Source organism: Amycolatopsis lurida (genome assembly GCF_900105055.1).
GTDB lineage: Bacteria > Actinomycetota > Actinomycetes > Mycobacteriales > Pseudonocardiaceae > Amycolatopsis > Amycolatopsis lurida.
In genome coordinates, this window is the sequence record NZ_FNTA01000004.1 from 4,698,821 (window position 1) to 4,722,039 (window position 23,219).

Annotated in this window: 19 protein-coding genes; 11 read left to right on the plus strand and 8 right to left on the minus strand. The window is 68.7% G+C overall.

What is annotated here, in order from left to right; translation table 11 throughout:
- Window positions 1–85 precede the first annotated feature (85 nt).
- The 5 genes from BLW75_RS27560 to BLW75_RS27580 all read left to right on the plus strand — a co-directional run bounded on the left by BLW75_RS27560 (window position 86) and on the right by BLW75_RS27580 (window position 4,513).
- Window positions 86–1,255 carry a PrsW family intramembrane metalloprotease gene (locus BLW75_RS27560; RefSeq protein WP_091598437.1) on the plus strand — a complete coding sequence of 390 codons (1,170 nt, stop codon included), beginning with the start codon at window positions 86–88 and terminating at the stop codon, window positions 1,253–1,255.
- A 135-nt stretch (window positions 1,256–1,390) separates the two neighbouring features.
- Complete coding sequence (locus tag BLW75_RS27565; RefSeq protein WP_395766729.1) at window positions 1,391–2,317, plus strand: Rossmann-like and DUF2520 domain-containing protein; 927 nt, start codon at window positions 1,391–1,393, stop codon at window positions 2,315–2,317.
- Entirely contained in the window at window positions 2,314–3,222 is a 909-nt protein-coding gene (gene panC, locus BLW75_RS27570; protein WP_034310070.1) for a pantoate--beta-alanine ligase, read from the plus strand. The genes BLW75_RS27565 and panC overlap by 4 nt, the downstream gene beginning before the upstream one ends.
- Window positions 3,223–3,234: 12 nt before the next feature.
- Entirely contained in the window at window positions 3,235–3,729 is a 495-nt protein-coding gene (panD, locus tag BLW75_RS27575; RefSeq protein WP_016337767.1) for an aspartate 1-decarboxylase, read from the plus strand.
- A gap of 4 nt (window positions 3,730–3,733) precedes the next feature.
- Window positions 3,734–4,513 carry a type III pantothenate kinase gene (locus BLW75_RS27580; RefSeq protein WP_034310072.1) on the plus strand — a complete coding sequence of 260 codons (780 nt, stop codon included), beginning with the start codon at window positions 3,734–3,736 and terminating at the stop codon, window positions 4,511–4,513.
- A gap of 46 nt (window positions 4,514–4,559) precedes the next feature.
- Here the strand turns inward: BLW75_RS27580 and BLW75_RS27585 are convergent, their stop codons facing one another.
- Together BLW75_RS27585 and BLW75_RS27590 are read right to left on the minus strand one after the other, a co-directional pair.
- Window positions 4,560–5,324 carry a class I SAM-dependent methyltransferase gene (locus BLW75_RS27585; RefSeq protein WP_034310075.1) on the minus strand — a complete coding sequence of 255 codons (765 nt, stop codon included), beginning with the start codon at window positions 5,322–5,324 and terminating at the stop codon, window positions 4,560–4,562.
- The gene (locus BLW75_RS27590) at window positions 5,321–6,094 is read right to left on the minus strand and encodes a class I SAM-dependent methyltransferase (protein ID WP_034310077.1); all 774 of its coding nucleotides are present in this window, start codon (window positions 6,092–6,094) and stop codon (window positions 5,321–5,323) included. Before BLW75_RS27590 ends, BLW75_RS27585 begins: the two co-directional genes overlap by 4 nt.
- Before the next feature lie 96 nt (window positions 6,095–6,190).
- On the opposite strand from BLW75_RS27590, the gene lysS reads away from it, so the two are divergent.
- Together lysS and BLW75_RS27600 are read left to right on the plus strand one after the other, a co-directional pair.
- On the plus strand, window positions 6,191–7,702 hold the full coding sequence (gene lysS, locus BLW75_RS27595) for a lysine--tRNA ligase (protein WP_034310079.1): 1,512 nt from the start codon (window positions 6,191–6,193) through the stop codon (window positions 7,700–7,702).
- A gap of 151 nt (window positions 7,703–7,853) precedes the next feature.
- The gene (locus BLW75_RS27600; protein ID WP_005165380.1) at window positions 7,854–8,207 is read left to right on the plus strand and encodes a histone-like nucleoid-structuring protein Lsr2; all 354 of its coding nucleotides are present in this window, start codon (window positions 7,854–7,856) and stop codon (window positions 8,205–8,207) included.
- 6 nt (window positions 8,208–8,213) lie between these two features.
- Here the strand turns inward: BLW75_RS27600 and BLW75_RS27605 are convergent, their stop codons facing one another.
- Window positions 8,214–9,053 carry an AraC family transcriptional regulator gene (locus BLW75_RS27605; RefSeq protein WP_034310081.1) on the minus strand — a complete coding sequence of 280 codons (840 nt, stop codon included), beginning with the start codon at window positions 9,051–9,053 and terminating at the stop codon, window positions 8,214–8,216.
- Between the two features lie 231 nt (window positions 9,054–9,284).
- Here BLW75_RS27605 and BLW75_RS27610 point away from each other — a divergent pair, with 231 nt between their 5' ends.
- Window positions 9,285–9,866, plus strand: coding sequence for a TIGR03086 family metal-binding protein (locus BLW75_RS27610; RefSeq protein WP_034310090.1), 582 nt, complete (start codon window positions 9,285–9,287; stop codon window positions 9,864–9,866).
- Here the strand turns inward: BLW75_RS27610 and BLW75_RS27615 are convergent.
- The gene (locus tag BLW75_RS27615) at window positions 9,863–10,630 is read right to left on the minus strand and encodes a (2Fe-2S)-binding protein (protein ID WP_241783505.1); all 768 of its coding nucleotides are present in this window, start codon (window positions 10,628–10,630) and stop codon (window positions 9,863–9,865) included. The genes BLW75_RS27610 and BLW75_RS27615 overlap by 4 nt on opposite strands.
- Before the next feature lie 405 nt (window positions 10,631–11,035).
- On the opposite strand from BLW75_RS27615, the gene BLW75_RS27620 reads away from it, so the two are divergent.
- Window positions 11,036–13,594 carry an ATP-dependent Clp protease ATP-binding subunit gene (locus tag BLW75_RS27620; RefSeq protein ID WP_034310092.1) on the plus strand — a complete coding sequence of 853 codons (2,559 nt, stop codon included), beginning with the start codon at window positions 11,036–11,038 and terminating at the stop codon, window positions 13,592–13,594.
- 439 nt (window positions 13,595–14,033) lie between these two features.
- Window positions 14,034–15,800 carry an Hsp70 family protein gene (locus BLW75_RS27625; RefSeq protein ID WP_034310094.1) on the plus strand — a complete coding sequence of 589 codons (1,767 nt, stop codon included), beginning with the start codon at window positions 14,034–14,036 and terminating at the stop codon, window positions 15,798–15,800.
- Here BLW75_RS27625 and pcp read toward each other — a convergent pair whose 3' ends face one another.
- Both pcp and BLW75_RS27635 read right to left on the minus strand, forming a co-directional pair.
- On the minus strand, window positions 15,801–16,436 hold the full coding sequence (gene pcp / locus BLW75_RS27630) for a pyroglutamyl-peptidase I (RefSeq protein WP_034310097.1): 636 nt from the start codon (window positions 16,434–16,436) through the stop codon (window positions 15,801–15,803). It lies immediately after the preceding gene.
- Between the two features lie 26 nt (window positions 16,437–16,462).
- Window positions 16,463–17,878 carry a M1 family metallopeptidase gene (locus BLW75_RS27635; RefSeq protein ID WP_034310100.1) on the minus strand — a complete coding sequence of 472 codons (1,416 nt, stop codon included), beginning with the start codon at window positions 17,876–17,878 and terminating at the stop codon, window positions 16,463–16,465.
- 196 nt (window positions 17,879–18,074) lie between these two features.
- On the opposite strand from BLW75_RS27635, the gene BLW75_RS27640 reads away from it, so the two are divergent.
- Window positions 18,075–21,260 carry an AfsR/SARP family transcriptional regulator gene (locus BLW75_RS27640; RefSeq protein WP_034310103.1) on the plus strand — a complete coding sequence of 1,062 codons (3,186 nt, stop codon included), beginning with the start codon at window positions 18,075–18,077 and terminating at the stop codon, window positions 21,258–21,260.
- Between the two features lie 64 nt (window positions 21,261–21,324).
- Here BLW75_RS27640 and BLW75_RS27645 read toward each other — a convergent pair whose 3' ends face one another.
- Together BLW75_RS27645 and BLW75_RS27650 are read right to left on the minus strand one after the other, a co-directional pair.
- Window positions 21,325–22,125, minus strand: a complete 801-nt coding sequence (locus tag BLW75_RS27645; protein ID WP_034310105.1) for an ABC transporter permease — start codon at window positions 22,123–22,125, stop codon at window positions 21,325–21,327.
- Entirely contained in the window at window positions 22,122–23,099 is a 978-nt protein-coding gene (locus BLW75_RS27650) for an ATP-binding cassette domain-containing protein (protein WP_034310107.1), read from the minus strand. Before BLW75_RS27650 ends, BLW75_RS27645 begins: the two co-directional genes overlap by 4 nt.
- Between the last annotated feature and the right edge of the window lie 120 nt (window positions 23,100–23,219).

Genomic DNA, 23,219 nt, shown 5'->3' on the forward strand with positions numbered 1-23,219 from the left:
GGTGTTCACGCGTGTGGCCGGTACTGTGTCGGACTTCCGCTCCACGTCCCGCCCGTGTCCCGTACCGACGGTAGGGTGACCCGCTGTGAGCGAGCCTTCCTCCCCGGCGCCCGGTCCCGACCGGATCCGCCGGTCCCGGTCGATCACCGTGCTGCTGCCGGTGCTCGGGCTGATCGCCGTCGCGCTGTGCGGACTGTTCGTCTTCGGCACGGTGACCGAAAAGGTCGGCCCGCTCGCGGTGGGGATCGGCGTGCTCGCGGCGCTGGTCCCGGTCGCCGTGGTGGTCACCGCGTTCCTGTGGGTCGACCGCTGGGAGCCCGAACCGCCGAAGCTTCTGCTGCTGTCCTTCGTCTGGGGCGCGTGCGTCGCGACGATCATCGCGCTGCTGCTCAACAGCGGTGCCGAGGCCGTCGGTGATCTGCTGCTCGGCACCGGCGTCGGCGGCAAGATCAGCGGGCTGGTCTCCGCGCCGCTGGTCGAGGAGGCCGCGAAGGCCGCTTTCATCCTTTTGCTGTGGTGGCGCCGCCCGATCGAGTTCGACGGTGTCGTGGACGGCATCGTCTACGCCGGGTTCACCGCGGCGGGCTTCGCCTTCACCGAGAACATCTATTACTTCGGCCGCGCCTTCGCCGAGCACGGCTTCGGCGACGGAACGAGCGCCGGTGTGCTCGCGGCGTTCTTCCTGCGCGGCGTGCTTTCGCCGTTCACCCATCCGTTGTTCGCCGTGATGACCGGGATCGGGCTCGGTGTCGCCGCGAGCAGCAAGGTGCGCTCGCTGCGGATCCTGGCGCCCATCGGCGGCTACGTCGTCGCGGTGCTGCTGCACGCGCTGTGGAACGGCGCCGCGCTGCTCGGCGGCGCGAAGACCTTCCTGAACGTCTACTTCCTGATCATGGTGCCGCTGTTCATCGGCGTGTTCTCGGTGGTGGTCATGCAGCGGCGCCGTGAGCAGCGGATCGTCGCGGCGGCCCTGCCGATGATGGTCGACGCACGCTGGATCGCCCCGTCCGAGGTCACGCTGCTGGCCAGTCTCTCCGGGCGGCGGTCGTGGCGGAAGCAGGCGCGGAAGCAGTCGGGACGGGAGGCGGCGAAGGCCGTCGCCCGCTACCAGGCCAGTGTGACCGAGCTCGCGTTCCTTCGGCGCGGACGGAAGCTCACCGACGACGCGAAACAGCGGCAACGTGAACTGCTCCAGGTGCTCAAGACGTCACGGGCCGACGCCGTGCGGCTGGCCGACGGCGCGCCGCGCGGGTGACCACTGTCAGGTGAAGCTGGTCACGGGGGCCGGTTCAGACGTGGACCGGAGGGTTACTCTCGCGCCGTCGTCTGGTACCCGCGACCGCAGAGCGGGACTGGAACGAGTTGAGGAGTTTTCGACCATGAGCGTCCACTGGCGCACGCCATGATGAGGCCCGCTCGCCTGGCCGTCGGCGTCGTTTCCGCGGGGCGCGTCGGCAGTGTCGTCGGCGCCGCGCTCTCCAGGGCCGGGCATACGGTCGTCGCCGCTTCGGGCCTCTCCAACGCGTCGGTGCGCCGGGCGGAGCAATTGCTCCCCGACGTGCCCCTCCTGCCGCCCGACGAGGTCGCCCGCCGCGCCGACCTGGTCCTCCTCGCCCTTCCGGACGACGCGCTCGCCGGGATGGTGCACGGTTTCGTCGCCACCGGATCCCTCCGGCCGGGGCAGATCGTCGTGCACACCTCCGGCGCGCACGGTATCGACGTCCTCGCGCCCGCCGCCGAGGCCGGGGCGCTGCCGCTGGCCCTGCACCCCGTGATGACCTTCACCGGCCGCGCCGAAGACCTCGACAGGCTGGCCACCTGCAGCATCGGTGTCACGGCGACAGAGGGTGACGAAGCGGCGTGGAACGTCGGCGAGGCGCTGACCGTGGAGATGGGCGCGGAGCCCGTCCGGGTCCCTGACGAGGCGCGAGCGCTCTATCACGCGGCGTTGGCCCACGGCGCGAACCACCTGATGACACTGGTCGCCGACTGCGCGGAACTGTTGCGGGAGGCGGGAATCGCCCAGCCCGAACGCCTGGTGGCTCCGTTGTTGTCGGCGGCGTTGGATAATGTTCTCCGACACGGGGACCGGGCGCTGACCGGGCCGGTGGCCCGTGGTGATCTCGGCACCGTGCGTAAGCATCTCGCGGTGCTGGCCGAACGTGGCCCCGACATCGCCCCGAGCTACCGCGCGCTGGCCAAGCGCACGCTGGCGCGCGGCGACGCCGCCGGGCTCCTGGACGCTTCGGCCGCCGCCGAGCTCACCGAACTCCTGAGTGATCCCGCAGATCCCGCCGAAGGGCAGCAAAACCAGTGACCACACCGAAATTCGCCCGAGGCACGCTGCACACCTTCCAGCCGCCCGAGCAGGTCAGCCAGGTGACGCGTGCCCTGCACGGCGTCGGCCGCAAGGTCGCGCTCGTGCCCACGATGGGCGCCCTGCACGCGGGTCACCGCGAGCTGATCCGCCGGGCGAAGCGGCTGCCGAACACGGTCGTCGCGACGTCGATCTTCGTGAATCCCCTGCAGTTCGGGGAGGGCGAGGACTTCGAGGCGTACCCGCGTCCGCTGGACAAGGACCTCGAGGTGCTCAAGGAGGACGGCGTCGAGTTGGGCTTCCTGCCCAAGGCGTCGGATCTGTATCCCGAGGGGGCCACTGTCACGGTGCATCCCGGTGCGCTCGGCGACGAGCTGGAAGGCGCGGTGCGGCCGGGGCATTTCGCCGGCGTGCTGACCGTGGTGGCGAAACTGTTCAACATCGTGCGGCCGGACTACGCCTTCTTCGGGGAGAAGGACTACCAGCAGCTGGTGTTGATCAAGAAGATGGTGCGTGACCTGAACTTCGACACCCGCGTCATCGGGGTGCCGACGGTCCGGGAACGCGACGGGCTGGCGTTGTCCTCGCGCAACGTCTACCTGACTCCTGAACAGCGCGAGGACGCGATCGTGTTGTCGGCGGCACTCACCGCGGGTGCCTTCGTCGGACGCGACGGCGCGGAAGCCGTGCTGGCGACCGCCAGGCAGACCCTCGCCGCGCGTCCCGCGGTCGAGGTCGATTATCTGGAATTGAGGGGAACCGACCTCGGGCCCGCGCCCGTGGACGGTGAGGCGCGGTTGATGATCGCGGCCAGGGTGGGGAGTACCCGGCTGATCGACAACGTCCCGGTGGTGCTCGGCGCCGCCGCCGACCATCCGGAACACGCGCTGGACGCAGGGGAATAGGGAGAGTCCACCATGTACCGCACGATGCTGAAATCGAAGATCCACCGGGCGACGGTCACCCAGGCCGATCTCCACTACGTCGGTTCGGTGACCGTCGACGAGGACCTGATGGACGCGGCGGATCTGCTGCCGGGCGAACAGGTGTCCATTGTGGACGTCACCAACGGCGCGCGGCTCGAAACGTACGTGATCGCGGGCGAACGCGGCAGCGGGGTGCTCGGCATCAACGGTGCCGCGGCGCATCTGGTGCACCCGGGCGATCTGGTGATCCTGATTTCGTACGCGCAGATGGAGAACGCCGAGGCGGCCGCGTTCCGGCCGCGGGTCGTCTTCGTCGACGCGGACAACCGGATCGTCGAGAAGGGCGCCAACCCCGGGCACGCGCCGGAGGGTTCCGGTCTGCTGAGCGGCACCGTGACGCTGGCCGACGACGACACGATGACCTTCCCGGTCGCCGAAACCGCCGACGCCCGCCGTCTCGACGCGCTGCTGCACGCCGAAAGCTGAGCCCTTGCTGCTCACGGTCGACGTCGGCAACACCAATATCGTGCTCGGGCTGTACTCCGGGCAAGAGCTGATTGGTGACTGGCGCATGCGCACCGACGCGCGTATGACCGCCGACGAACTCGCGTTGACCATGCGCGGCCTGCTCGGCTCCCACGCGGACGCGATCACCGGGATCAGCGCGCTGTCCACGGTTCCCGCCGTGCTGCGGGAGCTGCGAGTCATGCTTTCGCGGTATTACGACAAAGTGCCGAAGATCGTCGTCGAGCCAGGGGTGCGCACCGGCGTGCCGCTCCTGGTCGACAACCCCAGGGAGGTGGGCGCGGACAGGCTGGTGAACACCCTCGCCGCGCACCATCTGCACCCCTCCACCGCTTGTGTGGTGGTGGATTTCGGGACTTCGACCAATGTGGACGCCATCTCCGCCAAGGGCGAGTTCCTCGGCGGTGCCTTCGCGCCCGGCATCGAGATCTCGGTCGACGCGCTGGCCGCGCGGGCCGCGGCGCTGCGCAAAGTCGAACTGGTGCCGCCGCGGTCGGTGATCGGGAAGAACACCGTGGAATGCCTGCAATCCGGCATCCTCTACGGTTTCGCCGGCCAGGTCGACGGCCTGGTGAAGCGGATCAAGCGCGAGCTTTCGCCCGGCGGGGCGGAGCCGGTCGCGGTGATCGCGACGGGCGGCCTCGCGCCCCTGGTGCTGGAGGAGTCCGAGACGATCACCGAGCACGTCCCGGATCTGACGTTGCTGGGCCTGCGGCTGGTCTACGAGCGCAACCACCGCGTTTAGTCCTCTGGATGCGGTAGTTGCACACGCAAGGACCGCATCGAGAGGACTAATTCCGACGGGAAGCGACCATCAACACCCGACGCGTCATCAGATCCTGGTTCCGCAACGTCTGTTCGAGGCTTGCCCGCAGCTGAGCCGGATCCTGCCCCGATTCCTCGGCCAATTCCTCAACCCGCGCGAGCGAGAGCTCCATGGTCCGCCGCTGCCGCGCCCGCCAGTCCGGCGTTTCCTCGTAGGAGAGGACGTCGAATCCCGCCGCTTCCAGCAGCGGCCGGTGGTCGGCCACCTGGGGCGGCCGGTTCACCGGCTGCCCGTCGAAGTCCCAGGTCGTGACGAGCAGCCGTCCGCCAGGCACGAGGATCCGCGCGAACTCCTCGCAGGCACGCCGCTTGTCGGGCGCGAACAGCAGCGCGTCGACGCTCATCACCGCCTCGAACGACGCGTCGTCCAAGCCGGTGTCCTGGAAATCGCCGACCAGGAATTCGGTCGCTTCGACGTCCATCACCTCCGCGCGTCGCCGCGCCGACGCCAGTGCCGTCTCCGCGATGTCGACGCCGGTGAGCGTCGCGTAGGTCCGCGCGGCGACCCACAGTCCGGGACCGCCGCGCCCGCAGCCGATGTCGGCCAGCCGCCCGCCCGGTTCGAGCCGCGCTTCCCCCGCGATGCGGCGCAGGTCCGTCCGGGTCACGAAGCTGTAGGTGTCCAGCTCGGCGGGGTACTCGTCGCCGTACACCTCGGCCCAGATCCGCGCGGACACCGCCGACGCGGGAGCGCCGAATGTCGTCGTGAACGCCGCCTTCCAGTCGGTCATCGCTTACGCGTCCGGAACACGGTGGTGGTGATCGGCAGGTCGAATTCCCCCGAGGCGGTTTCCGGGTTCCGGTCGAGGAATTCCCGCGCCGTGCGAAGTTTGGCTTCGCGTTCCTCCGCCGGGGCCACCAGCATGTGCGAATGGGTGGCGAGAGTCGCCACGAGGGTTTCCGCGGTCCTCGGCTGTCTGTGACCGAACGTCTTCTTCTCGAACGGCTCGAAGGCTTCGTGTTCCGGCAGCGATTCGTAGTCGCTCAGCCAGCGACGGCTCATCGAGGACTTGATCAAGCCGTTCAACTCGGCCAGCCACTCCACCGACTCGTCGTCGTGGTTCCACAGCGCGGCCACGACACCTCCCGGCTTCAGCACCCTGGCCATCTCCGGATACGCCCGGTCGAGGTCGAACCAGTGCACGGCCTGGCCGACGACCACGGCGTCCACGGAACCGTCGGGCAGCGGGATCTCCTCGGCCGTCCCGCTGAGCGGCGTCACGGAGGGGAGCGCCTTCTTCAGTTCCGCGAGCATCTTCTCGTCCGGCTCCACCGCGGTGACCTCGACCCCCAGCGGGAGCAGCCCTTCGCTGACCTTGCCGGTCCCGGCCGCGAGGTCCAGTACCCGTTCCGGCGCGTGCCGGGCGCCGGCCAGCCCCCAGGCCAGTGCCTTTTCCGGATAATCCGGCCGATGCTCGGCATAGGCGGCGGCCCTCGCGCCGAACGAGGCGGCGCGGCGTGCGTGCAGTTCGGGTTCGATGCCAGGAGTGGATGAGTTCACGGGATCCAGGTTAATGGAGAGAAAACCGGCCGGTCCGGACCCGGAAAAGGTAATCCGGTTGGCGTAGGGAACCGGCGGGTTCGTACGCTGTGCGCCATGACTGAAATCCCCGCATCCGAGGGCGTGAGCCCCGACGAAGACCTGCCGGAACAGATGCGGGTGCGCCGGGACAAGCGCGACCGGATAATCGCGGAGGGTATCGATCCGTATCCGGTAGAGGTGCCCCGGACGCACTCACTGGCCGAAGTGCGTGCGAAGCATTCCGGTCTTCCCGCCGACACCGCCACCGGCGAGATCGTCGGCATCACCGGCCGGGTCATGTACATGCGCAATACCGGCAAACTGTGTTTCGCGAGTCTCCGTGAAGGCGACGGCACCGAGTTGCAGGCGATGCTCAGCCTCGCGAAGGTGGGCGAGGACGCGCTCGCGGCGTGGAAGTCCGATGTCGATCTCGGTGATCACGTATTCGTCTCCGGCGAGGTGATCACCTCCAAGCGCGGTGAACTTTCCGTGATGGCCGACTCGTGGCGGATCACGTCGAAAGCATTGCGCCCGTTGCCCGTGGCGCACAAAGACCTCGCCGAGGAAACGCGGATCCGGCAGCGTTATGTCGATCTGATCGTGCGTCCCAAGGCGCGGGACGTGGTCCGCACCCGAGCCGGTGTGCTGCGTTCCCTGCGTGACTCGTTTCACGGCCGGGGATTCCTCGAGGTCGAGACCCCGATGCTGCAAACGCTGCACGGCGGCGCGGCGGCCAGGCCATTCGTCACGCATTCGAATGCCTTCGACCTCGACCTCTACTTGAGGATCGCGCCGGAGCTGTACCTCAAGCGTTGTGTGGTCGGCGGTATCGAGAAGGTCTTCGAGATCAACCGGAACTTCCGGAACGAGGGCAGCGACTCGTCGCACTCGCCCGAGTTCGCCATGCTCGAGTACTACGAAGCGTATGCGACCTATGACTCCAACGCGGTGATGACGCGCCAGCTCATCCAGGAGGCGGCACAGAACGTTCTCGGTACTCAGGTGGTCACTCTCGCCGACGGTTCGGAGTACGACCTGTCCGGCGAGTGGACCACACTCGGAATGTACGAGTCGTTGTCCGAGGCGTTGTCGGAAGAGGTCACTCCCGAGACATCGGCGGACAAGCTGCGTTCCTATGCCGAAGCACGACAGCTGGAGCTCGACCCAAAGTTAGGTCACGGCAAACTCGTCGAAGAACTTTGGGAACATCTCGTCGGCGATCATCTCCACGAACCTACTTTTGTCCGTGATTTTCCGGTCGAGACATCCCCGCTGACCAGGCAACATCGCAGCAAGCCGGGGGTCGCCGAGAAGTGGGATCTGTACGTGCGCGGATTCGAACTGGCCACCGGATACTCCGAGCTGGTCGATCCCGTCGTGGAGCGCCAGCGGCTGGTGGAACAGGCTCGGCTGGGTGCGCAGGGCGATAGTGAGGCCATGAACCTGGATGAGGATTTCCTCCGTGCGCTGGAGTACGGAATGCCGCCGAGCGGTGGTGTCGGAATGGGGATCGACCGGTTGCTGATGGCCCTGACCGGCCTTGGTATCCGGGAGACCATCCTGTTCCCGCTCGTCCGACCTGAATAACCCGTCCGCGTGACAGATACCTCGATCGTTCTCGTAAACAAGATTTGCGTTATGTCTCGGTAGCGGGTATTAATGTCGCTAGACAAAGTCTTCTGTCCGGGGCATGCCCCGTACCAGATCATTCGTGTAAGCCCCCAGCAGGAGGAAACAGATGGCACAGAAGGTGCTCGTCTCGCTCGTCGACGACCTCGACGGCACTGAGGCGGAAGAGACCGTCGAGTTCGGTTTGGACGGTGTGAGCTACCAGATCGACCTTTCCGCGGAAAACGCGGAAGAGCTTCGTGACGCGCTGGCCCAGTATGTGGAGCACGCCCGTCGCGCGGGTGGCCGTAAGCGCACCGCCATTCGTCCGGTCGCCGGCGTGAAGGCCGCCGCCCGTCCCGCGACCGTGGACCGCGAGCAGAACCAGGCCATTCGCGCCTGGGCCCGCAAGAACGGCTTCCAGGTTTCCGACCGCGGACGTATCCCGTCCGAGGTCGTGGAGGCCTACCACAAGAAGAACTGAGGTCTTTCAGACCTGACGGCCGCCGGGAATCCGTTCCCGGCGGCTTTCTTGTTCTTGTACACGGTTCAAGCGAGCGTACTCGCTGGGCGCCCATCCGGTCACGGAGCGGAAATCCCGGATGAAGTGCGCTTGGTCGCTATAGCCCAGCGTGAACGCCAGTTCCGCGTAGTCCGGCCGTTCCTCGGTGGCGATCCGTGCCGCCGCCTCGTTCAAGCGGTATACCTGAATCGCCCATTTGGGGGCGGCGCCGACATGTTCGGCGAACAGGCGTTGCAGGCTTCGCTGAGACAGGCCCGTCCGGCTTGACAGCTCGCCGACTCTGGTAATGGCCGGATCGGCCGCGATTGTTTCCACCGCTTCGACGGCCGTCCTGGCCGCGGCGGTCAGCACGGGATCTTTCGCGAGGAGCAGTTCCTCGCACCGGCGGACCATTTCGAAGTCGTCCGTCGCATTCCGTACCGATTCCGTCACTCCTCCGGCGCCGGGGAAGAGATCGGTGAGCGGAACGGAACCGCCGGAGATCATCGAGACCGGACCGGTGAGGAATGCCCGGAAAGCCCCCGGCCGGAAACGCATGCCGATACCGTGGTCCGTGCCCGCGACGGTGTAACGGAAAGGGCGTTTCCCGGGGCCGAACGCGCCCGCCGCGTCGCGGAAGAACGTGACGTTCACCGCGAGATTGGGCAGAACCACCTGTTCCTGGGGCGGACGGCCGCTCAGATCCCAGCGCAGCACCCAGTGGTGCTCGACGAACGGGCGCAGTTCCGGCGCGGGGCGATGCCGGACGAGGCTGAACTTCGCCTCCCGCGCGTTGACGATCCCCGCCGGGATCCGGTGCCCGCTCACCGGATCAACTTAGGCCGTCTCCGGTAGGTCTGTTCGATGGTCTTCGTGATCCAGGTGGTTCCTGGTGGTGCGGGCGGTTCGGCCTCGTACCGGGGTCGTACTCGGCTGGACCGCCCGTGCCGCCAGGGGCCGCCTGGGCGCGAAGACCGCGGACAGAGAGCTACCGGGCACGGCCTAACCTTGTCGCGTTTCTTCAAGACAGCGCGCCGGGTTCCGTGAACTCATGCCCTCATGTCCGAACACGCTGCCCTGATCGCCCCCGCCGCCGCGGAATTCGCCGGAATCCTGCGCGGGATCGGCGAGTCCGACCTCTCCGCGCGCACCCCGTGCGCCGAATACGACGTCCGCGCGTTGCTGAACCACCTTCTCTACTGGGGCCCGTGGCTCGAAGCCGCCGGGCGCAAGACGGCACCGCCCGAGGTGTCCACCGGCGAGGCCGAGGCGGATCTCGTCGGCGGCGAATGGCTCGCCGACATCGAAAAGCAGACCGCGCGGCTCGTGGACGTCTTCGGGGCGCCGGACGCGTGGCAGGGGCAGACGACCTTCGGCGGCAACCCGATGCCCGCGTCGATGGCGGGGTACATGGTGCTGGACGAGTTCGTCTTCCACGGCTGGGACCTCGCGAGGGCGACCGGCGCGGAGTTCGCCGTTCTCCCCGAAGTCGCCGACGCCGTGTACGCCATCGCGCTGGAGATCGGTGATCAGGCGCGCGCGATGAAGGTGTACGGCGAAGAGGTGGCCGTCGCGGACGACGCGACGCCGTTCGAGCGCGCTTTGGGCGCGTCGGGACGTGATCCCGGCTGGACGCCTTAACGAACTCTCGGGCAACCTCCGCATTCCGATTCCGCGGGAAGCAGATAGTTGAAGCAGCAGCCTTCGCGGTTTCTCGTCCATTCGCGGCGGCCGTCGGCTCCCGTGGCCAGTGTCAGCTTCGACGGCGATGTCAGCGGCGGGAACCGGGCTTCGAGGACCAAGGCGGCGTCCGCGACGCCGGCGCCCTCGGATTCCGGCGTCCCGCCCAGCCGCCCCGCCGACCACAGCGCGTTGTCGAGCGCGTCCGTGGCGGCCGCCCACAACTGCCGTCGCCCGAGCCTCGTCAGCGGCCCGTAGACGTCGATGAACCGGCTCGCGTGGGCGACGAACCTGCCTCGCAGCACCGTCGCCAGCGCCCGCACGTCCGGGACCACGACGGCCCGCGGATGCGCCGAGCCGGGGTCGGTCGGCAGGCAGTGGAAACCGCGGAGATCCGGGTCGAGGACGGCGACGGAGTCTGGATGGGGCCGGTCGGCGCCGATCCGGAACGCCAGCGCGGACGGCGCCAGCGACGGGACCCGGCGTGCGTGATGGAGCAGCATCGCGCCGGCGAGGGCCGGGACGTGCAGATACCAGGACAGGATCCAGCTCGCCGGAGTCCGCTCGGGGATCCCGGGCGCCTCCGGATACGTCTCGGCCAGCCAGCCGGTGAGCCGCTCCCGCCACCGCGCGAGCCGGGCCGGCTCGCCGAGCAGGTCGCCGCAGCGGACCCAGCCCGGCTCGTCCGCCGGGACGTCCGCGCGGAGCCGGGCATCCTCGGGCATCCTGGAGAGGGAGGCCCCGAGTCCGCCTTCGGGTGACGCGAGCGTCCGAAGATGCGACACGCCGACTCCCGTCATTAGGTACGCCTTACCTTACATACGATCGGTGACTACTCCGGACGGGTGTCCAACCACTGGGCGGACCCGTGTTCGCGCTCAGCGGACAACCCTCGTCCGGCGGAATCCGAGCGCGCGTTCGCACGTTGGGCTTGACGTAAAGGTGCAGGGCAACCGGAAGATGAAAGAGCGCACGGCCGGAGAACGGCCGGGGCGCGAACGGGCCGCAATCAGCCGTAGTGGTACGCCAGCGCGACCGCATGGCTACTAGAGTGGTCTCACGGTGCTGAATCCATCGCGGTGAAAGCACGATGGAAACGGGCCGCCGTCGCAGCAGTCGAGGGAGTGCACATGTTTGAGAGGTTCACCGACCGCGCGAGGCGGGTGGTCGTCCTGGCCCAAGAAGAGGCCAGGATGCTCAACCACAACTACATCGGCACCGAGCACATCCTCCTGGGTCTGATCCACGAGGGTGAAGGTGTCGCCGCCAAGGCGCTGGAATCGCTGGGCATCGCGCTGGAGGGCGTCCGCCAGCAGGTCGAGGAGATCATCGGCCAGGGGCAGCAGGCCCCGAGCGGGCACATCCCCTTCACCCCGCGGGCCAAGAAGGTGCTTGAGCTGTCCCTGCGCGAAGCGCTGCAGCTCGGCCACAACTACATCGGCACCGAGCACATCCTGCTCGGGCTGATCCGCGAGGGTGAGGGCGTCGCCGCACAGGTGCTCGTCAAGCTCGGCGCGGACCTCAACCGGGTGCGTCAGCAGGTCCTGCAGCTGCTGTCGGGCTACCAGGGTGGCAAGGAGTCGACCGAGACCGGCTCCGGACGCGGTGAAGGCACCCCGTCGTCGTCGCTGGTGCTCGACCAGTTCGGCCGCAACCTGACCGTGCAGGCCCGCGAAGGCAAGCTCGACCCGGTCATCGGCCGGGGCAAAGAGATCGAGCGGGTCATGCAGGTGCTGTCGCGGCGCACCAAGAACAACCCCGTCCTGATCGGTGAGCCCGGCGTCGGCAAGACCGCCGTCGTCGAAGGGCTCGCGCAGAACATCGTCAAGGGCGAGGTGCCCGAGACGCTGAAGGACAAGCAGCTCTACACCCTCGACCTCGGCTCCCTGGTCGCCGGTTCCCGGTACCGCGGTGACTTCGAAGAGCGCCTCAAGAAGGTGCTCAAGGAGATCAAGACCCGCGGCGACATCATCCTGTTCATCGACGAGCTGCACACGCTCGTGGGCGCGGGTGCCGCCGAGGGCGCGATCGACGCCGCGTCGATCCTGAAGCCGATGCTGGCCCGTGGTGAGCTGCAGACGATCGGCGCGACCACGCTCGAGGAGTACCGCAAGTACATCGAGAAGGACGCCGCGCTGGAGCGCCGCTTCCAGCCGATCCAGGTCGGCGAGCCGTCGCTCGAGCACACGATCGAGATCCTCAAGGGTCTCCGTGACCGGTACGAGGCGCACCACCGCGTCTCGATCACCGACGGCGCGCTGGTGCAGGCGGCGACCCTCGCGGACCGCTACATCAACGACCGCTTCCTCCCGGACAAGGCGATCGACCTGATCGACGAGGCCGGCGCCCGGATGCGCATCCGCCGCATGACCGCGCCGCCGGACCTGCGCGAGTTCGACGAGAAGATCGCCGACGTGCGCAGGGACAAGGAGTCCGCGATAGACGCGCAGGACTTCGAGCGCGCCGCCCGCCTGCGCGACGAGGAGAAGACCCTCCTTGGCCAGAAGGGCGAGCGGGAGAAGCAGTGGAAGGACGGCGACCTCGACGTCGTCGCCGAGGTCGACGAGGAGCAGATCGCCGAGGTCCTCGCCAACTGGACCGGTATCCCGGTGTTCAAGCTCACCGAGGAGGAGACCACGCGTCTGCTCCGCATGGAGGACGAGCTGCACAAGCGGATCATCGGCCAGGAGGACGCGGTCAAGGCCGTCTCCCAGGCGATCCGCCGTACCCGTGCCGGCCTGAAGGACCCGAAGCGCCCCTCCGGTTCGTTCATCTTCGCCGGTCCGTCCGGTGTCGGTAAGACCGAGCTGTCCAAGGCGCTCGCGGCGTTCCTGTTCGGCGAGGACGACGCGCTCATCCAGATCGACATGGGCGAGTTCCACGACCGCTACACCGCTTCGCGGCTCTTCGGTGCCCCTCCGGGCTACGTCGGCTACGAAGAGGGCGGCCAGCTGACCGAGAAGGTGCGGCGCAAGCCGTTCTCGGTGGTGCTGTTCGACGAGATCGAGAAGGCCCACCAGGAGATCTACAACACGCTCCTGCAGGTCCTCGAAGACGGCCGTCTCACCGACGGTCAGGGTCGTACGGTCGACTTCAAGAACACCGTGCTCATCTTCACCTCGAACCTGGGTACCTCGGACATCTCCAAGTCCGTCTCGCTCGGCTTCTCGTCCGGGGGCGACACCGCCAACCGGTACGAGAAGATGAAGCAAAAGGTCAACGAGGAAATGAAGAAGCATTTCCGGCCCGAGTTCCTGAACCGGATCGACGACATCATCGTCTTCCACCAGCTGACCAAGGACCAGATCATCCAGATGGTCGATCTGATGATCGCCCGGGTCGAGACGCAGCTCAAGGCCAAGGACATGGAGCTCGAGCTCACGCCCAAGGCCAAGTCGCTGCTCGCCAAGCGCGGCTTCGACCCGGTGCTGGGCGCGCGGCCGCTGCGTCGCACGATCCAGCGCGAGATCGAGGACCAGCTGTCGGAGAAGATCCTGTTCGGCGAGGTCCAGCCCGGCCAGATCATCCTGGTCGACGTCGAAGGCTGGAACGACGAAGAGGGCGAGAAGGACGACAAGGCGCACTTCGTCTTCCGCGGCGAAGCCCGGCCCTCGTCGGTCCCGGACGCCCCGCCGGTGAGCATCGGTGCCGGCTCGACCGAAGAGAACGGTGAAACCGAGGGCGAGTAAGTCCCTCTCGGTTCCGGAAGTGCCCGTCGCGGGTTCGCCGCGGCGGGCACTTTCGCGTCCGGGTGCCGTGTCGTCCGTCCAATCACGCGTGTCGTCCGTCTAATCACGCGAGACGCGCGCCCAATCACGTGAGTTACGCGTTCAAGCACGCGAGTTACGCGTTCAATCACGCGAGTTCGCCTTTTCCGCACACGGGCCTGTGTGCGTGGATGGAGAACTCGCGTGATCAGACGGACGACATGCGTGATCGGACGGACGACTCGCGTGATCAGACGGACGACTCGCGTGATTGGACGGCGTACTCGCGTGATTGGGCGCGTAACTCGCGTGATCAGAGGCGGAACTCGCGTGATCGGGCGCGTAACTCGCGTGATCAGAGGCGGAACTCGCGTGATCGGGGGGCGTGAGACGATGCCTTCGGGTCCGGGAGGGGGTTCAGGTGGACGTTCTGGCGATCGATTTCGGTACCTCCAGCACGGTGGGGGTGCTTTCGATCCACGGCAGGGGGACGCAGGTCGTCGAGATCGACGGGTCGGTGACGATGTCGTCCGCGATCTACGCCGACAAGGACGGCACGGTCTTCGTCGGTCGTGACGCCGAGCGCCGGGCCCGGCTGGATCCGAGCCGGTTCGAGGCCAATCCGAAGCGGCGCATCGACGAGGGCGCCCTCCAGCTCGGTGACGTCTCGCTTCCCATCGCCGACGCCTTCGCCGCGGTTCTGCGCCGGGTCGGCGAAGAGGCCGAGCTGCTCCTGCAGCGTCCGCCCGCCCAAGTGCGCATTTCGCATCCCGCGGGCTGGGGCCCGGATCGCAAGCAGATCCTCCGCGACGCCGCGCTCAAAGCCGGCTTCGGTACCACGACGCTCATTCCCGAGCCGGTCGCCGCCGCCGCGCATTACGCCTCCCTCGGCAACGGTCACCGGCCGCCCGGTCCGATCGCGGTGTACGACCTCGGGGCGGGCACCTTCGACTGCGCGGTGGTCGGTGTCAGCGCGCAGGGGTTCGCCGTGCTGGCCGAGGACGGTCTGCCCGATCTCGGCAGTCTCGACATCGACCAGGCGCTCCTGGTGCACATCGGCCGCGAGGTTTCGCATTCGGAACCCGCGCGCTGGCAACGGATCCTGCGCCCGCAGTCGGTCAGCGACCGCCGGACGCGCCGGTCGTTGCTGCAGGACGTCCGTGACGCCAAGGAAAGCCTGTCCCGCCACCAGCAGACCGAGATCCCGATGCCGGAGCCGTTCGGCGACGTGCGGGTCACGCGGATGGAGCTCGAGGCGCTCGTCCGGCCGAGTTTCCTGCGCAGTGCCGAGCTTCTGGCCACCACGATCCGCCGTGCCGGGCTGTCCCCGGACCGGCTCGGTGGCGTCTACCTCGTCGGCGGGCCGAGCCGGATGCCGTTGCTGGCGAGCCTGCTGGCGAATCAGCTCAGGATCGCGCCGACGACGCAGGACCAGCCGGAGACGGCGGTCGCGTTCGGGCTGCTCCACGTGCCGGCCGGGGGCGAGGATTCCCAGCTGACGGTCCCCGCGTTCGCGCCTGTCGCGCCGCCGGTGCGGCAACAGCCGGTGCAGCAACAGCCGCCGCGCCGCCCGCAACCACCGCGCTGGACGCCACCGACGCCCCCACCCGCACCGGGCCGGAACTGGCAGAAGCCCACGGCCTACGGCGTCATCGTGCTCGCTCTCGCGGCGATCGTGACGACGATCGTCCTGCTCGGCGGCGGCGGAGACGAGCCGGTCGCCGGACCGGCGCCGGCGAAACCGGCCGGTTGCGATCAACCGGGAGCGAAGGACGCGCAGGGGTTCACGGACTGTCTCCGCCGGATCGCCGCCGTCATCCCGCAGCGGGACGACTGCCGGGACGCCCCGGACGCGGCCGCCACGGTGGGCGCGGCTTCGGCGGTCACCTGCGTCTTCAAGGACGGCAAGGGCTCGAACGCGATCAACTACTACCAGGGCGTCGCGATGACCGGCCTGGAGGACGGCGTCCGGCAGCGCATGACCAAGGGCAAGCCCGTCGAAGGCACCTGGGCGGCCGACGGGCTCCGGGGGCGCTACTTGGCGGGTGTGGGCACGCGAAGCGGCATCGTGCTCTTCGGAACCGAAGACGCGCCGTTGAGCGCGATGCTCGTCTCGACCCGCAGCGATGGCTCCGCGCGGACGACCGCGGAGATGGTCGAGTTCTTCACGGCGCAGCTCAAGCCTTGATCAGTGCAGGGTGCCCGCCGGGGTCGAAAGATCCTCGGTCACCGAAAGCGCGGTCTCCACGATGATCTCCAGCGCCTCGGCCGCGCGATGCACGGCCAGGCTTGGCGCAGTCGTCCGCGCGGCCTGCTCCGGCGTGTACGGCACGTGCACGAAACCGCCACGAACTCCGGGAAAGTCGTTGTCCAGCAAGTGCATCAGCCCGTAGAAGACCTGGTTGCACACGTACGTCCCGGCGGTGTGCGAGACGGACGCCGGAAGCCCCGCGGCCTTGATCCCCGTGACACACGCCTTCACCGGCAGCGTGGTGAAATACGCGTTGGGCCCGCCGGGGATCACCGGGACGTCGACGGGCTGCGAGCCCGCGTTGTCCGGGATCCGGGCGTCGATCAGGTTGATCGCGACCCGCTCCGGGGTGACGTCGGGGCGCCCGCCCGCCTGCCCGACACAGATCACCAGCTCCGGCCGGTATTCGTCGATCGCGTCACGCAAGGTGACCAGCGAACGCGAGAAAACGCACGGCAGTTCGACGGCGACGGTGTCGTGCCGACGGCCGGTGAGCAGGGAAACCGCCTGCCACGACGGGTTCACCCGCTCACCGCCGAACGGTTCGAAACCGGTGAGGAGCACTGACGTCATGCCCTCACCCTAACGTGTGACGCGCCTCAGGCGGCCGGCTTGAGGTCGCCCGGGTAGAGGAACTCGGGCGCCGGTTTGGTGTTGCCGTAGAACCACGCGTCGAAGAAGCCCTGGAGGTTCTTGTGGGCGACGCGTTCGGCGAACTTCTGGAACTCCGGCAGGCTCGCGTTGCCGTCGCGGTGGAGGGCGGGCCACGTCTTCAGAATGCGGTCGAACGGCGCCGCGCCGATGTAGTTCTTCAGCGCGTGCAGCGCCACCGGGCCCTTCGAGTAGACGTAGGTGAACTCGTTGCCGGGCCCCATGTCGTACAGCTTCCCGGCCCAGAAGCGGTCCGTCGCCTTCTGTACGGCGGTCAGGTAGCGCGCCTTGAGGTCCTGCCCGGACTTCGCCTCCGACCAAAGCCATTCCGCGTACGAGGCGAAGCATTCGTTGAGGCAGACGTCCTTCCACTTGTCGACGGCGACCGAGTCGCCCCACCACTGGTGGGCGTTCTCGTGCACGATCGTCGGGACGTTGCCCGCCGCGCCCGAGTAGATCGGCCTGCTCAACGTCTCCAGCGAGAACCCGATCGGCTCGGCGAGGAAGATGCCACCCGCCGCGTCCACCGGGTAGCGCCCGAACTTCGACGCCAGGAAGTCGATGATCTCCGGCAGCCGCGCCTCGGCCTGCTTGGTCGACGCCGGGGTGCCGGGGGCGTAGGCGTTGACGACCGGGGTGCCGTCGGACAGTTTCGTCCGCTCGAACTCCCATTTGTCGATCGCGACCGTCGTCATGTACGGCACGGCCGGGGTCTCTTCGGCCCAGACGTAGGTGGTGTTCTTCCCCGAAGCGGACTTCCCGCGCTCGCGGCCGTTCGAGATGACGCCCCATTCCGAGGGGACGGTGACGGCGAGGTGGAAGGTCGCCTTGTCCCGCGGGGTGTCGTTGACCGGGTACCAGGTGGTCGCGGACCTCGGCTCGCCCGCGACGAACGCGCCGCCGGATTTCGCGTACTGCCAGCCGTTCTCGCCCAGCGCCGGATCCTCGATCGGCTGCGGGACACCGTGGTAGGCGATCTCGACGGTGAACCGCTCGCGGTTCCGCAGCGGACGCGCCGGGGTGATCACGAGTTCGTGGTCACCGGTGCGGGTGAAGGTCGCCTTCCGCCCGTCGACCTTGACCGAGTCGACGGTCAGCCCGTGCAGGTCGAGGTTGAACGAGCTGAGCGCCTGGGTGGCCCGGCCGGTGATCGTCTGGAGGCCGGTGAGCTGCTTGGTGGCGGGCTCGTAGCCGATTTTCAAGTTGTAGTCGGCGACGTCGTAGCCGCCGTTGCCGTCCTGCGGGTAGTAGCTGTCGCCCGCGCCGTCGGCGCCGGGTTTCCCGGTATCGGCGAGGGCGGTCCCGCCGCCGAGGACACTCGCGGCCAGAACGGCGGCGATGACGGCCGTACTCCGGTACCTCATTCACGCTCCCAGTCGATCGGCTGTTACTCGGTCACGAACGTAGCGCCGTGACCTGGGCCGTCCGCCCGGAAAGATCCTTCGTGCCCGGATAATCCCCACTTCCGTCGCCTGATCGGGGCCCGGAGTTCGTCAGCGCGTTCTGAGAGACACAGCCTGATGGGCCTGTCCGTTCGTGGCTTCTGGAAAGCTGGGGGTCGTGCGTGTGACGCTGCTGGGCCCGGTCGGAGCGGAGGCCGGTGACGGCACCCCGGTCGACATCGGCGGTGTCCGCCTTCGCATGCTCTTGGCCAGGCTCGCGCTGGAGCCTGGCCGCGCCGTCCCGGTGACGGCCCTCATCGACGGTCTTTGGGGCGCGGAGCCGCCCGCCGACGCGGCGAACGCGCTGCAGTCCCTGGTCTCGCGGTTGCGCAAGGTCCTGCGTGCCGACGACGTCGCCCTCGACTCCGGGCCTGGTGGTTACCGACTGGACCTCGCTCGCGAGGACGTCGACGTGTGCCGCTTCGAGCGGCTGGCGGCGGAGGGGCGCGCGGAGCTGGCGGGCGGACGGGACGCCGGTGCGGCCGCCATTCTCGCCGAAGCGCTCGGCCTCTGGCGTGGTCAGGCGCTGTCCGACGTGCTCGAAGCCCCTTTCGCGCAGGCGCCGGCGACCCGGCTGGAGGATCTGCGCCTGGAAGCCGCCGAAGATCGTTTCGAGGCGGAGATCCGGTTGGGCGGGCACGACCGGGTGCTCGCGGATCTCAAGGAGGCGGCCACGCGGCACCCGCTGCGTGAACGGCTCGCCGGGCTGTGGATCCGGGCGTTGTGCGCGGCGGACCGGCAGTCCGACGCCCTCGCCGTCTACGAGGAGGTCCGGGCGGCGCTGGCCGATCAGCTCGGCGTCGACCCGTCGGCCGAGCTCCGGGAGATCCATCTCGCCGCGTTGCGCGGTGAACTCGGCCCGCCGCCCGCGGTCGCCGATCATCTCCCGGTCCGGCTGACGAGTTTCGTCGGCCGCGACGACGAGCTGAAGCTGGTCGCCGAACTTCTCGCGGGGGCGCGGCTGGTGACGCTCGTCGGGCCCGGCGGCGCCGGGAAGACGCGGTTGGCCACCGAGGTCGCGACGCGGCATCCGGCGCACGCGCGCGGGCGCGTCTGGTTCGTGCCGCTCGCCGGCGTGCGCGACCCGGGTGACCTGTCCGGCGCGGTCTTCGCCGCGCTGGAGCTGTGGGATCTCGGTCTTTCGCACGGTGGCGATCCGCTGCGCCGCCCGGTGGACGCGCTGGCCAGGGCCGTGGAGACGCTCGGCGCCGGTGAATCGGTGCTGCTGCTGGACAACTGCGAGCATCTGGTCGACGCGGCCGCGGAGCTGGCGAACACCCTGCTGCGCCGCGTGCCGACTCTGCGCATCCTCGCGACGAGCCGTGAAGCGCTGGCCATCGACGGCGAGACGCTGTGCCCGCTCGGTCCGCTGTCCGTCCCGGAAGGCACGCCGACCGTTTCCCAGGCGGCCGAGGCGGGCGCGATCCGGCTGTTCGTCGACCGGGCGGTGGCCGTCCGCCCGGACTTCGTGCTGGACGAGTCCACTGTGGACGGAGTCGCGCAGATCTGCCGCAGGCTGGACGGGATGCCGCTGGCGCTGGAACTGGCCGCCGCGCGGCTGCGGTCGATGACCGTCGCGCAGATCTCGCAGCGCCTCGACGACCGGTTCCGCCTGCTGACCTCCGGCAGCCGGACCGCGTTGCCGAGGCAGCGCACGCTGCGTGCCGTCGTCGAGTGGAGCTGGGACCTGCTCGACGACGCCGAACGCGTGCTCGCCAGGCGGCTCTCGGTCTTCGGGGCCGGTGCCGAGGTGGAAGCGGTCGAAAGCGTCTGCGCCGGTGACGCCCTGCCCGCCGAAGACGTCCTGTACGTCCTCGGCTCGCTCGTCGAGAAGTCCATTGTGGACGCCGTCGCCGGAGAACACGGCGAGCCGCGGTACCGCATGCTGGAGACCATCCGCGCCTACGCGGCGGAACGTCTCGACGAGGCCGGCGAGCGGGAACCGCTGACGAAGGCCTACCACCGCTATTACGCCCAGCTCGTCGAACGGCTGGAGCCGATGCTGCGGACGGCGGATCAGCTCGTCGCCATCTCACGCTACGACGCGGAGCACGGCAACATCGTGACGGCGCTTCGGCAGGCCATCGACGGCGACGACGTGGAAATGGCGTCGCGGCTGTTCGGCAGCACCTTCTGGTACTGGCTGGTCAAGGGCGACAACGACCGGGGCGAGTCCTTCGTCGACGAAGTGCTCACCTTCGGGGACCGCCTGGACGACGACTTCGCGGCCGCGTTCCGGGCGATGCGGGCGATCACCGGCATAGTGCCGGGCGTCGGCGATCCCGAGGCCGTGCGGGAGCTCATCGACGACTGTGTGCGGACGAACGCGCACACCCGGTTCGCCGGGCTGGCGATCGGCCTGCCCATGCTGGCCTTCTTCAGCCAGAACAAGGAACTGGCGCACCAGGAGGCGGAACGGGCGCTGGCGAGCCCGGACCCGTGGGCCAGGTCGGCGGGGTCGTGGGCGCACAGTTTCATCCTCGCCGACGACGGAGACCTCGAGGGCGCGGACCGGGCCAGGGACAAGGCCTACGAGGGGTTCACGGCCGTGGGCGACCGCTGGGGCACCGCGATGGCCGTGGGCATGAAGGCGGGCGACATCTCGATGTCGGGCGATCACGACGCCGCGCTCGCGCTGTACCGGCGAGGCTTGGCCCTCGCGCTCGAACTGGGGTCGCAGGACGACGTGATCCAGCAGCGCTGGCGGCTCGCGACGGAGTACGCGCGGGCCGGGGACCTCGAGACGGCGATGCGCGAGATGCGCGACGCGGAGCGCTACGCGATCGACACGGGCAACGACCAGCTCGCGGTGATGGTGCTGGTGGGCAAGGCGGATCTGCTCAGCCGCGCCGGACGGATCGACGAGGCACGCGCGGTCGGCGCCCGGTTCCGGGAGCTCATGGCGACGGTGCCGATGCCGGGGATGTTCGGCGACGAATTCGGCGGGTACATCGACACGGAGATCGCGCTGGCCGCCGGAGATCTGGACGGGGCGGAGCGCGGTGCCTCGATCGTCGTGAAGTCCACCGCGGACCGCGGCGACATGCCCGATCTCGGCCGGATCGTCGAGGTCTGCGGCCTGATCCGGTTCCGGCAGGGGAGGCCGGAGACGGCGGTCCGGCTGCTCGGTGCGGCGAAGCGGCTGCGCGGCAGGCTGGACCTCGGAGAACCCGGCATCCGGCAGCTCATCGACGACCTTCGCGAGCATTTCGGCGAGGAGCGTTACGAAGAGCTCCTCGTCCAGGACTCCGGCCTGTCGCGTCCGGACCTGGTGGACTGGATCCGTCAGGAAGCGGGCGCGTGAAGGCCCCCTTCCCTCGGCTCAGCCGGGGGAAGGGGGCCTTCACGCGCGTTCTCCCTGACCCCCGTCAGACGCGCTTCCGGTAAGCCCACGTGGCGAGCGGGAAGAAGACCGCGACCGCGGCCGCCATCCAGATCAGTGCCCCGGTCAGCGGGCCGGCGACCGGTCCGCCGTTCATCAGCCCGCGCAGGACGTCGGACATCTGCGTCACCGGGCTGATGTCCGCCCACGCCTTCAGCCAGCCCGGCATGGTGCTCGTCCCCACGAACACGTTGCTGCCGAAGGTCAGCGGCATCAGCACCACGAACATCAGGCCCTGCACCGCGCCGGGGCTCTTCACCAGCATCCCGACGAACACCGAAGCCCAGCAGAACGCCAGCGCGAACGCGATGACCAGCACGATCGCCAGCGCGAACTCGGCCGGTCCGGTCTGGATCCGGTAGCCCATGATCGTCGCGACGACCATCAGGACGACCAGGCACACCAGGTACCGCACGATGTCGGCCAGTACGGCGCCGATCAGCGGTGCGGACCGCGCGATCGGCATGGCCCGGAACCGGTCGAACACGCCCTTCGTGACGTCGGTGTTCAGCTGGACGCCGACGGTCATGCTGGCCTGCAGGATGTTGAACACCATGATGCCGGGCACGATCATCTGGAGGTAGTCGTCGATGCTCGGGGCGAGCGCACCGCCGAACAGGTAGACGAACATGACCAGGAAGATGATCGGCGCGATGGTGACGTCGGCCAGCTGCTCCGGGTTCTTGCGGATCTTCAGGACCCCGCGCCAGGCAAGGGAAAGCCCGTGCCGCACGCTGCTCGACAGGGAAACGTGCCGTGGTGGCGCGGGTGCCACGATGGTCGTCATACCAGGCTCCCTTCCGGAGTGGTGTCCTTTGTGGACTCATCGGTCTTCTTGCCGGTCAGTGCGAGGAACACCTCGTCGAGGCTGGGCAGCCGCAGCGCCAGCTCGTCCGCGGTGATCCCGGCCTCGTCCAGCTTGCGGACCAAAGTGGACAGCAGCACCGGGTCGGCGACGGGTGCGGTGAGCAGCCCGGTGTCGTCGTCCCGGTTCGGCCGGACCCCGGTGAGCCCGGCCAGGATGCGCTCGACGGCGTCGAGGTCGGCCAGCGCGGACGGCCGGACCTGCAGCGTCTGGCCGCCGGTCCGTCGCTTGAGCTCGTCGGCGCGCCCGTTCGCCACGACCTGCCCGTGGTCGAACACGGTGATCGTGTCGGCCAGCTGGTCGGCCTCCTCCAGGTACTGCGTGGTGAGCAGCACCGTCGTGCCGTCCGCGACCAGCGTCCGGACCACGGCCCAGACCTCGTTGCGGGCGTGCGGGTCGAGCCCCGTGGTCGGCTCGTCCAGGTAGAGCACCTTGGGACGGCCGACCAGGCTCGCGGCGAGGTCGAGCCGCCGCCGCATCCCGCCCGAGTAGGTCTTGATCGCGCGGCCGGCGGCGCCGGTCAGCTCGAACCGCTCCAGCAGGTCGGCCGCGCGCTTCTTCGCGTCCGCCCTCGAGAACTCCAGGAGCCTGCCGATCAGGACGAGGTTCTCCGTACCGGAAAGGTCCTCGTCGACCGACGCGTACTGCCCGGTCAGCCCGATCATGCTCCGGACCGCCATCGGATTCTTGACGACGTCGTACCCGAAGACGCTCGCGTGGCCGCGGTCCGGCCGGATCAAGGTGGCCAGGATCCGGACGGCGGTCGTCTTCCCCGCGCCGTTCGGCCCCAGCACCCCGACCACCTTGCCCGCCGGGACCTCCAGATCGACCCCGTCGAGCGCCTTCGTCTCCCCATAGTGTTTGACCAGGCCCTCGGCCCTGATCGCGTGAGTCATCGTTTCCTCCTGTGGATCTCGCCCCGCCGATCAAGGTGCACCCCCGGCCTGGCAGACCGCGCACAGCGCGCTGGCAGCGGCTGACAGGACCTGATAAGCGCTGGTAGACGCGGTGTGAGG

Excerpts from the sequence above, each read along its gene's own strand:
- panD (WP_016337767.1), top strand. The coding sequence starts at position 3,235 with ATGTACCGCACGATGCTGAAATCGAAGATCCACCGGGCGACGGTCACC.
- BLW75_RS27585 (WP_034310075.1), bottom strand. The coding sequence starts at position 5,324 with ATGACCGACTGGAAGGCGGCGTTCACGACGACATTCGGCGCTCCCGCG.
- lysS (WP_034310079.1), top strand. The coding sequence starts at position 6,191 with ATGACTGAAATCCCCGCATCCGAGGGCGTGAGCCCCGACGAAGACCTG.
- BLW75_RS27600 (WP_005165380.1), top strand. The coding sequence starts at position 7,854 with ATGGCACAGAAGGTGCTCGTCTCGCTCGTCGACGACCTCGACGGCACT.
- BLW75_RS27610 (WP_034310090.1), top strand. The coding sequence starts at position 9,285 with ATGTCCGAACACGCTGCCCTGATCGCCCCCGCCGCCGCGGAATTCGCC.
- BLW75_RS27615 (WP_241783505.1), bottom strand. The coding sequence starts at position 10,630 with ATGCCCGAGGATGCCCGGCTCCGCGCGGACGTCCCGGCGGACGAGCCG.
- BLW75_RS27620 (WP_034310092.1), top strand. The coding sequence starts at position 11,036 with ATGTTTGAGAGGTTCACCGACCGCGCGAGGCGGGTGGTCGTCCTGGCC.
- pcp (WP_034310097.1), bottom strand. The coding sequence starts at position 16,436 with ATGACGTCAGTGCTCCTCACCGGTTTCGAACCGTTCGGCGGTGAGCGG.
- BLW75_RS27635 (WP_034310100.1), bottom strand. The coding sequence starts at position 17,878 with ATGAGGTACCGGAGTACGGCCGTCATCGCCGCCGTTCTGGCCGCGAGT.
- BLW75_RS27645 (WP_034310105.1), bottom strand. The coding sequence starts at position 22,125 with ATGACGACCATCGTGGCACCCGCGCCACCACGGCACGTTTCCCTGTCG.
- BLW75_RS27650 (WP_034310107.1), bottom strand. The coding sequence starts at position 23,099 with ATGACTCACGCGATCAGGGCCGAGGGCCTGGTCAAACACTATGGGGAG.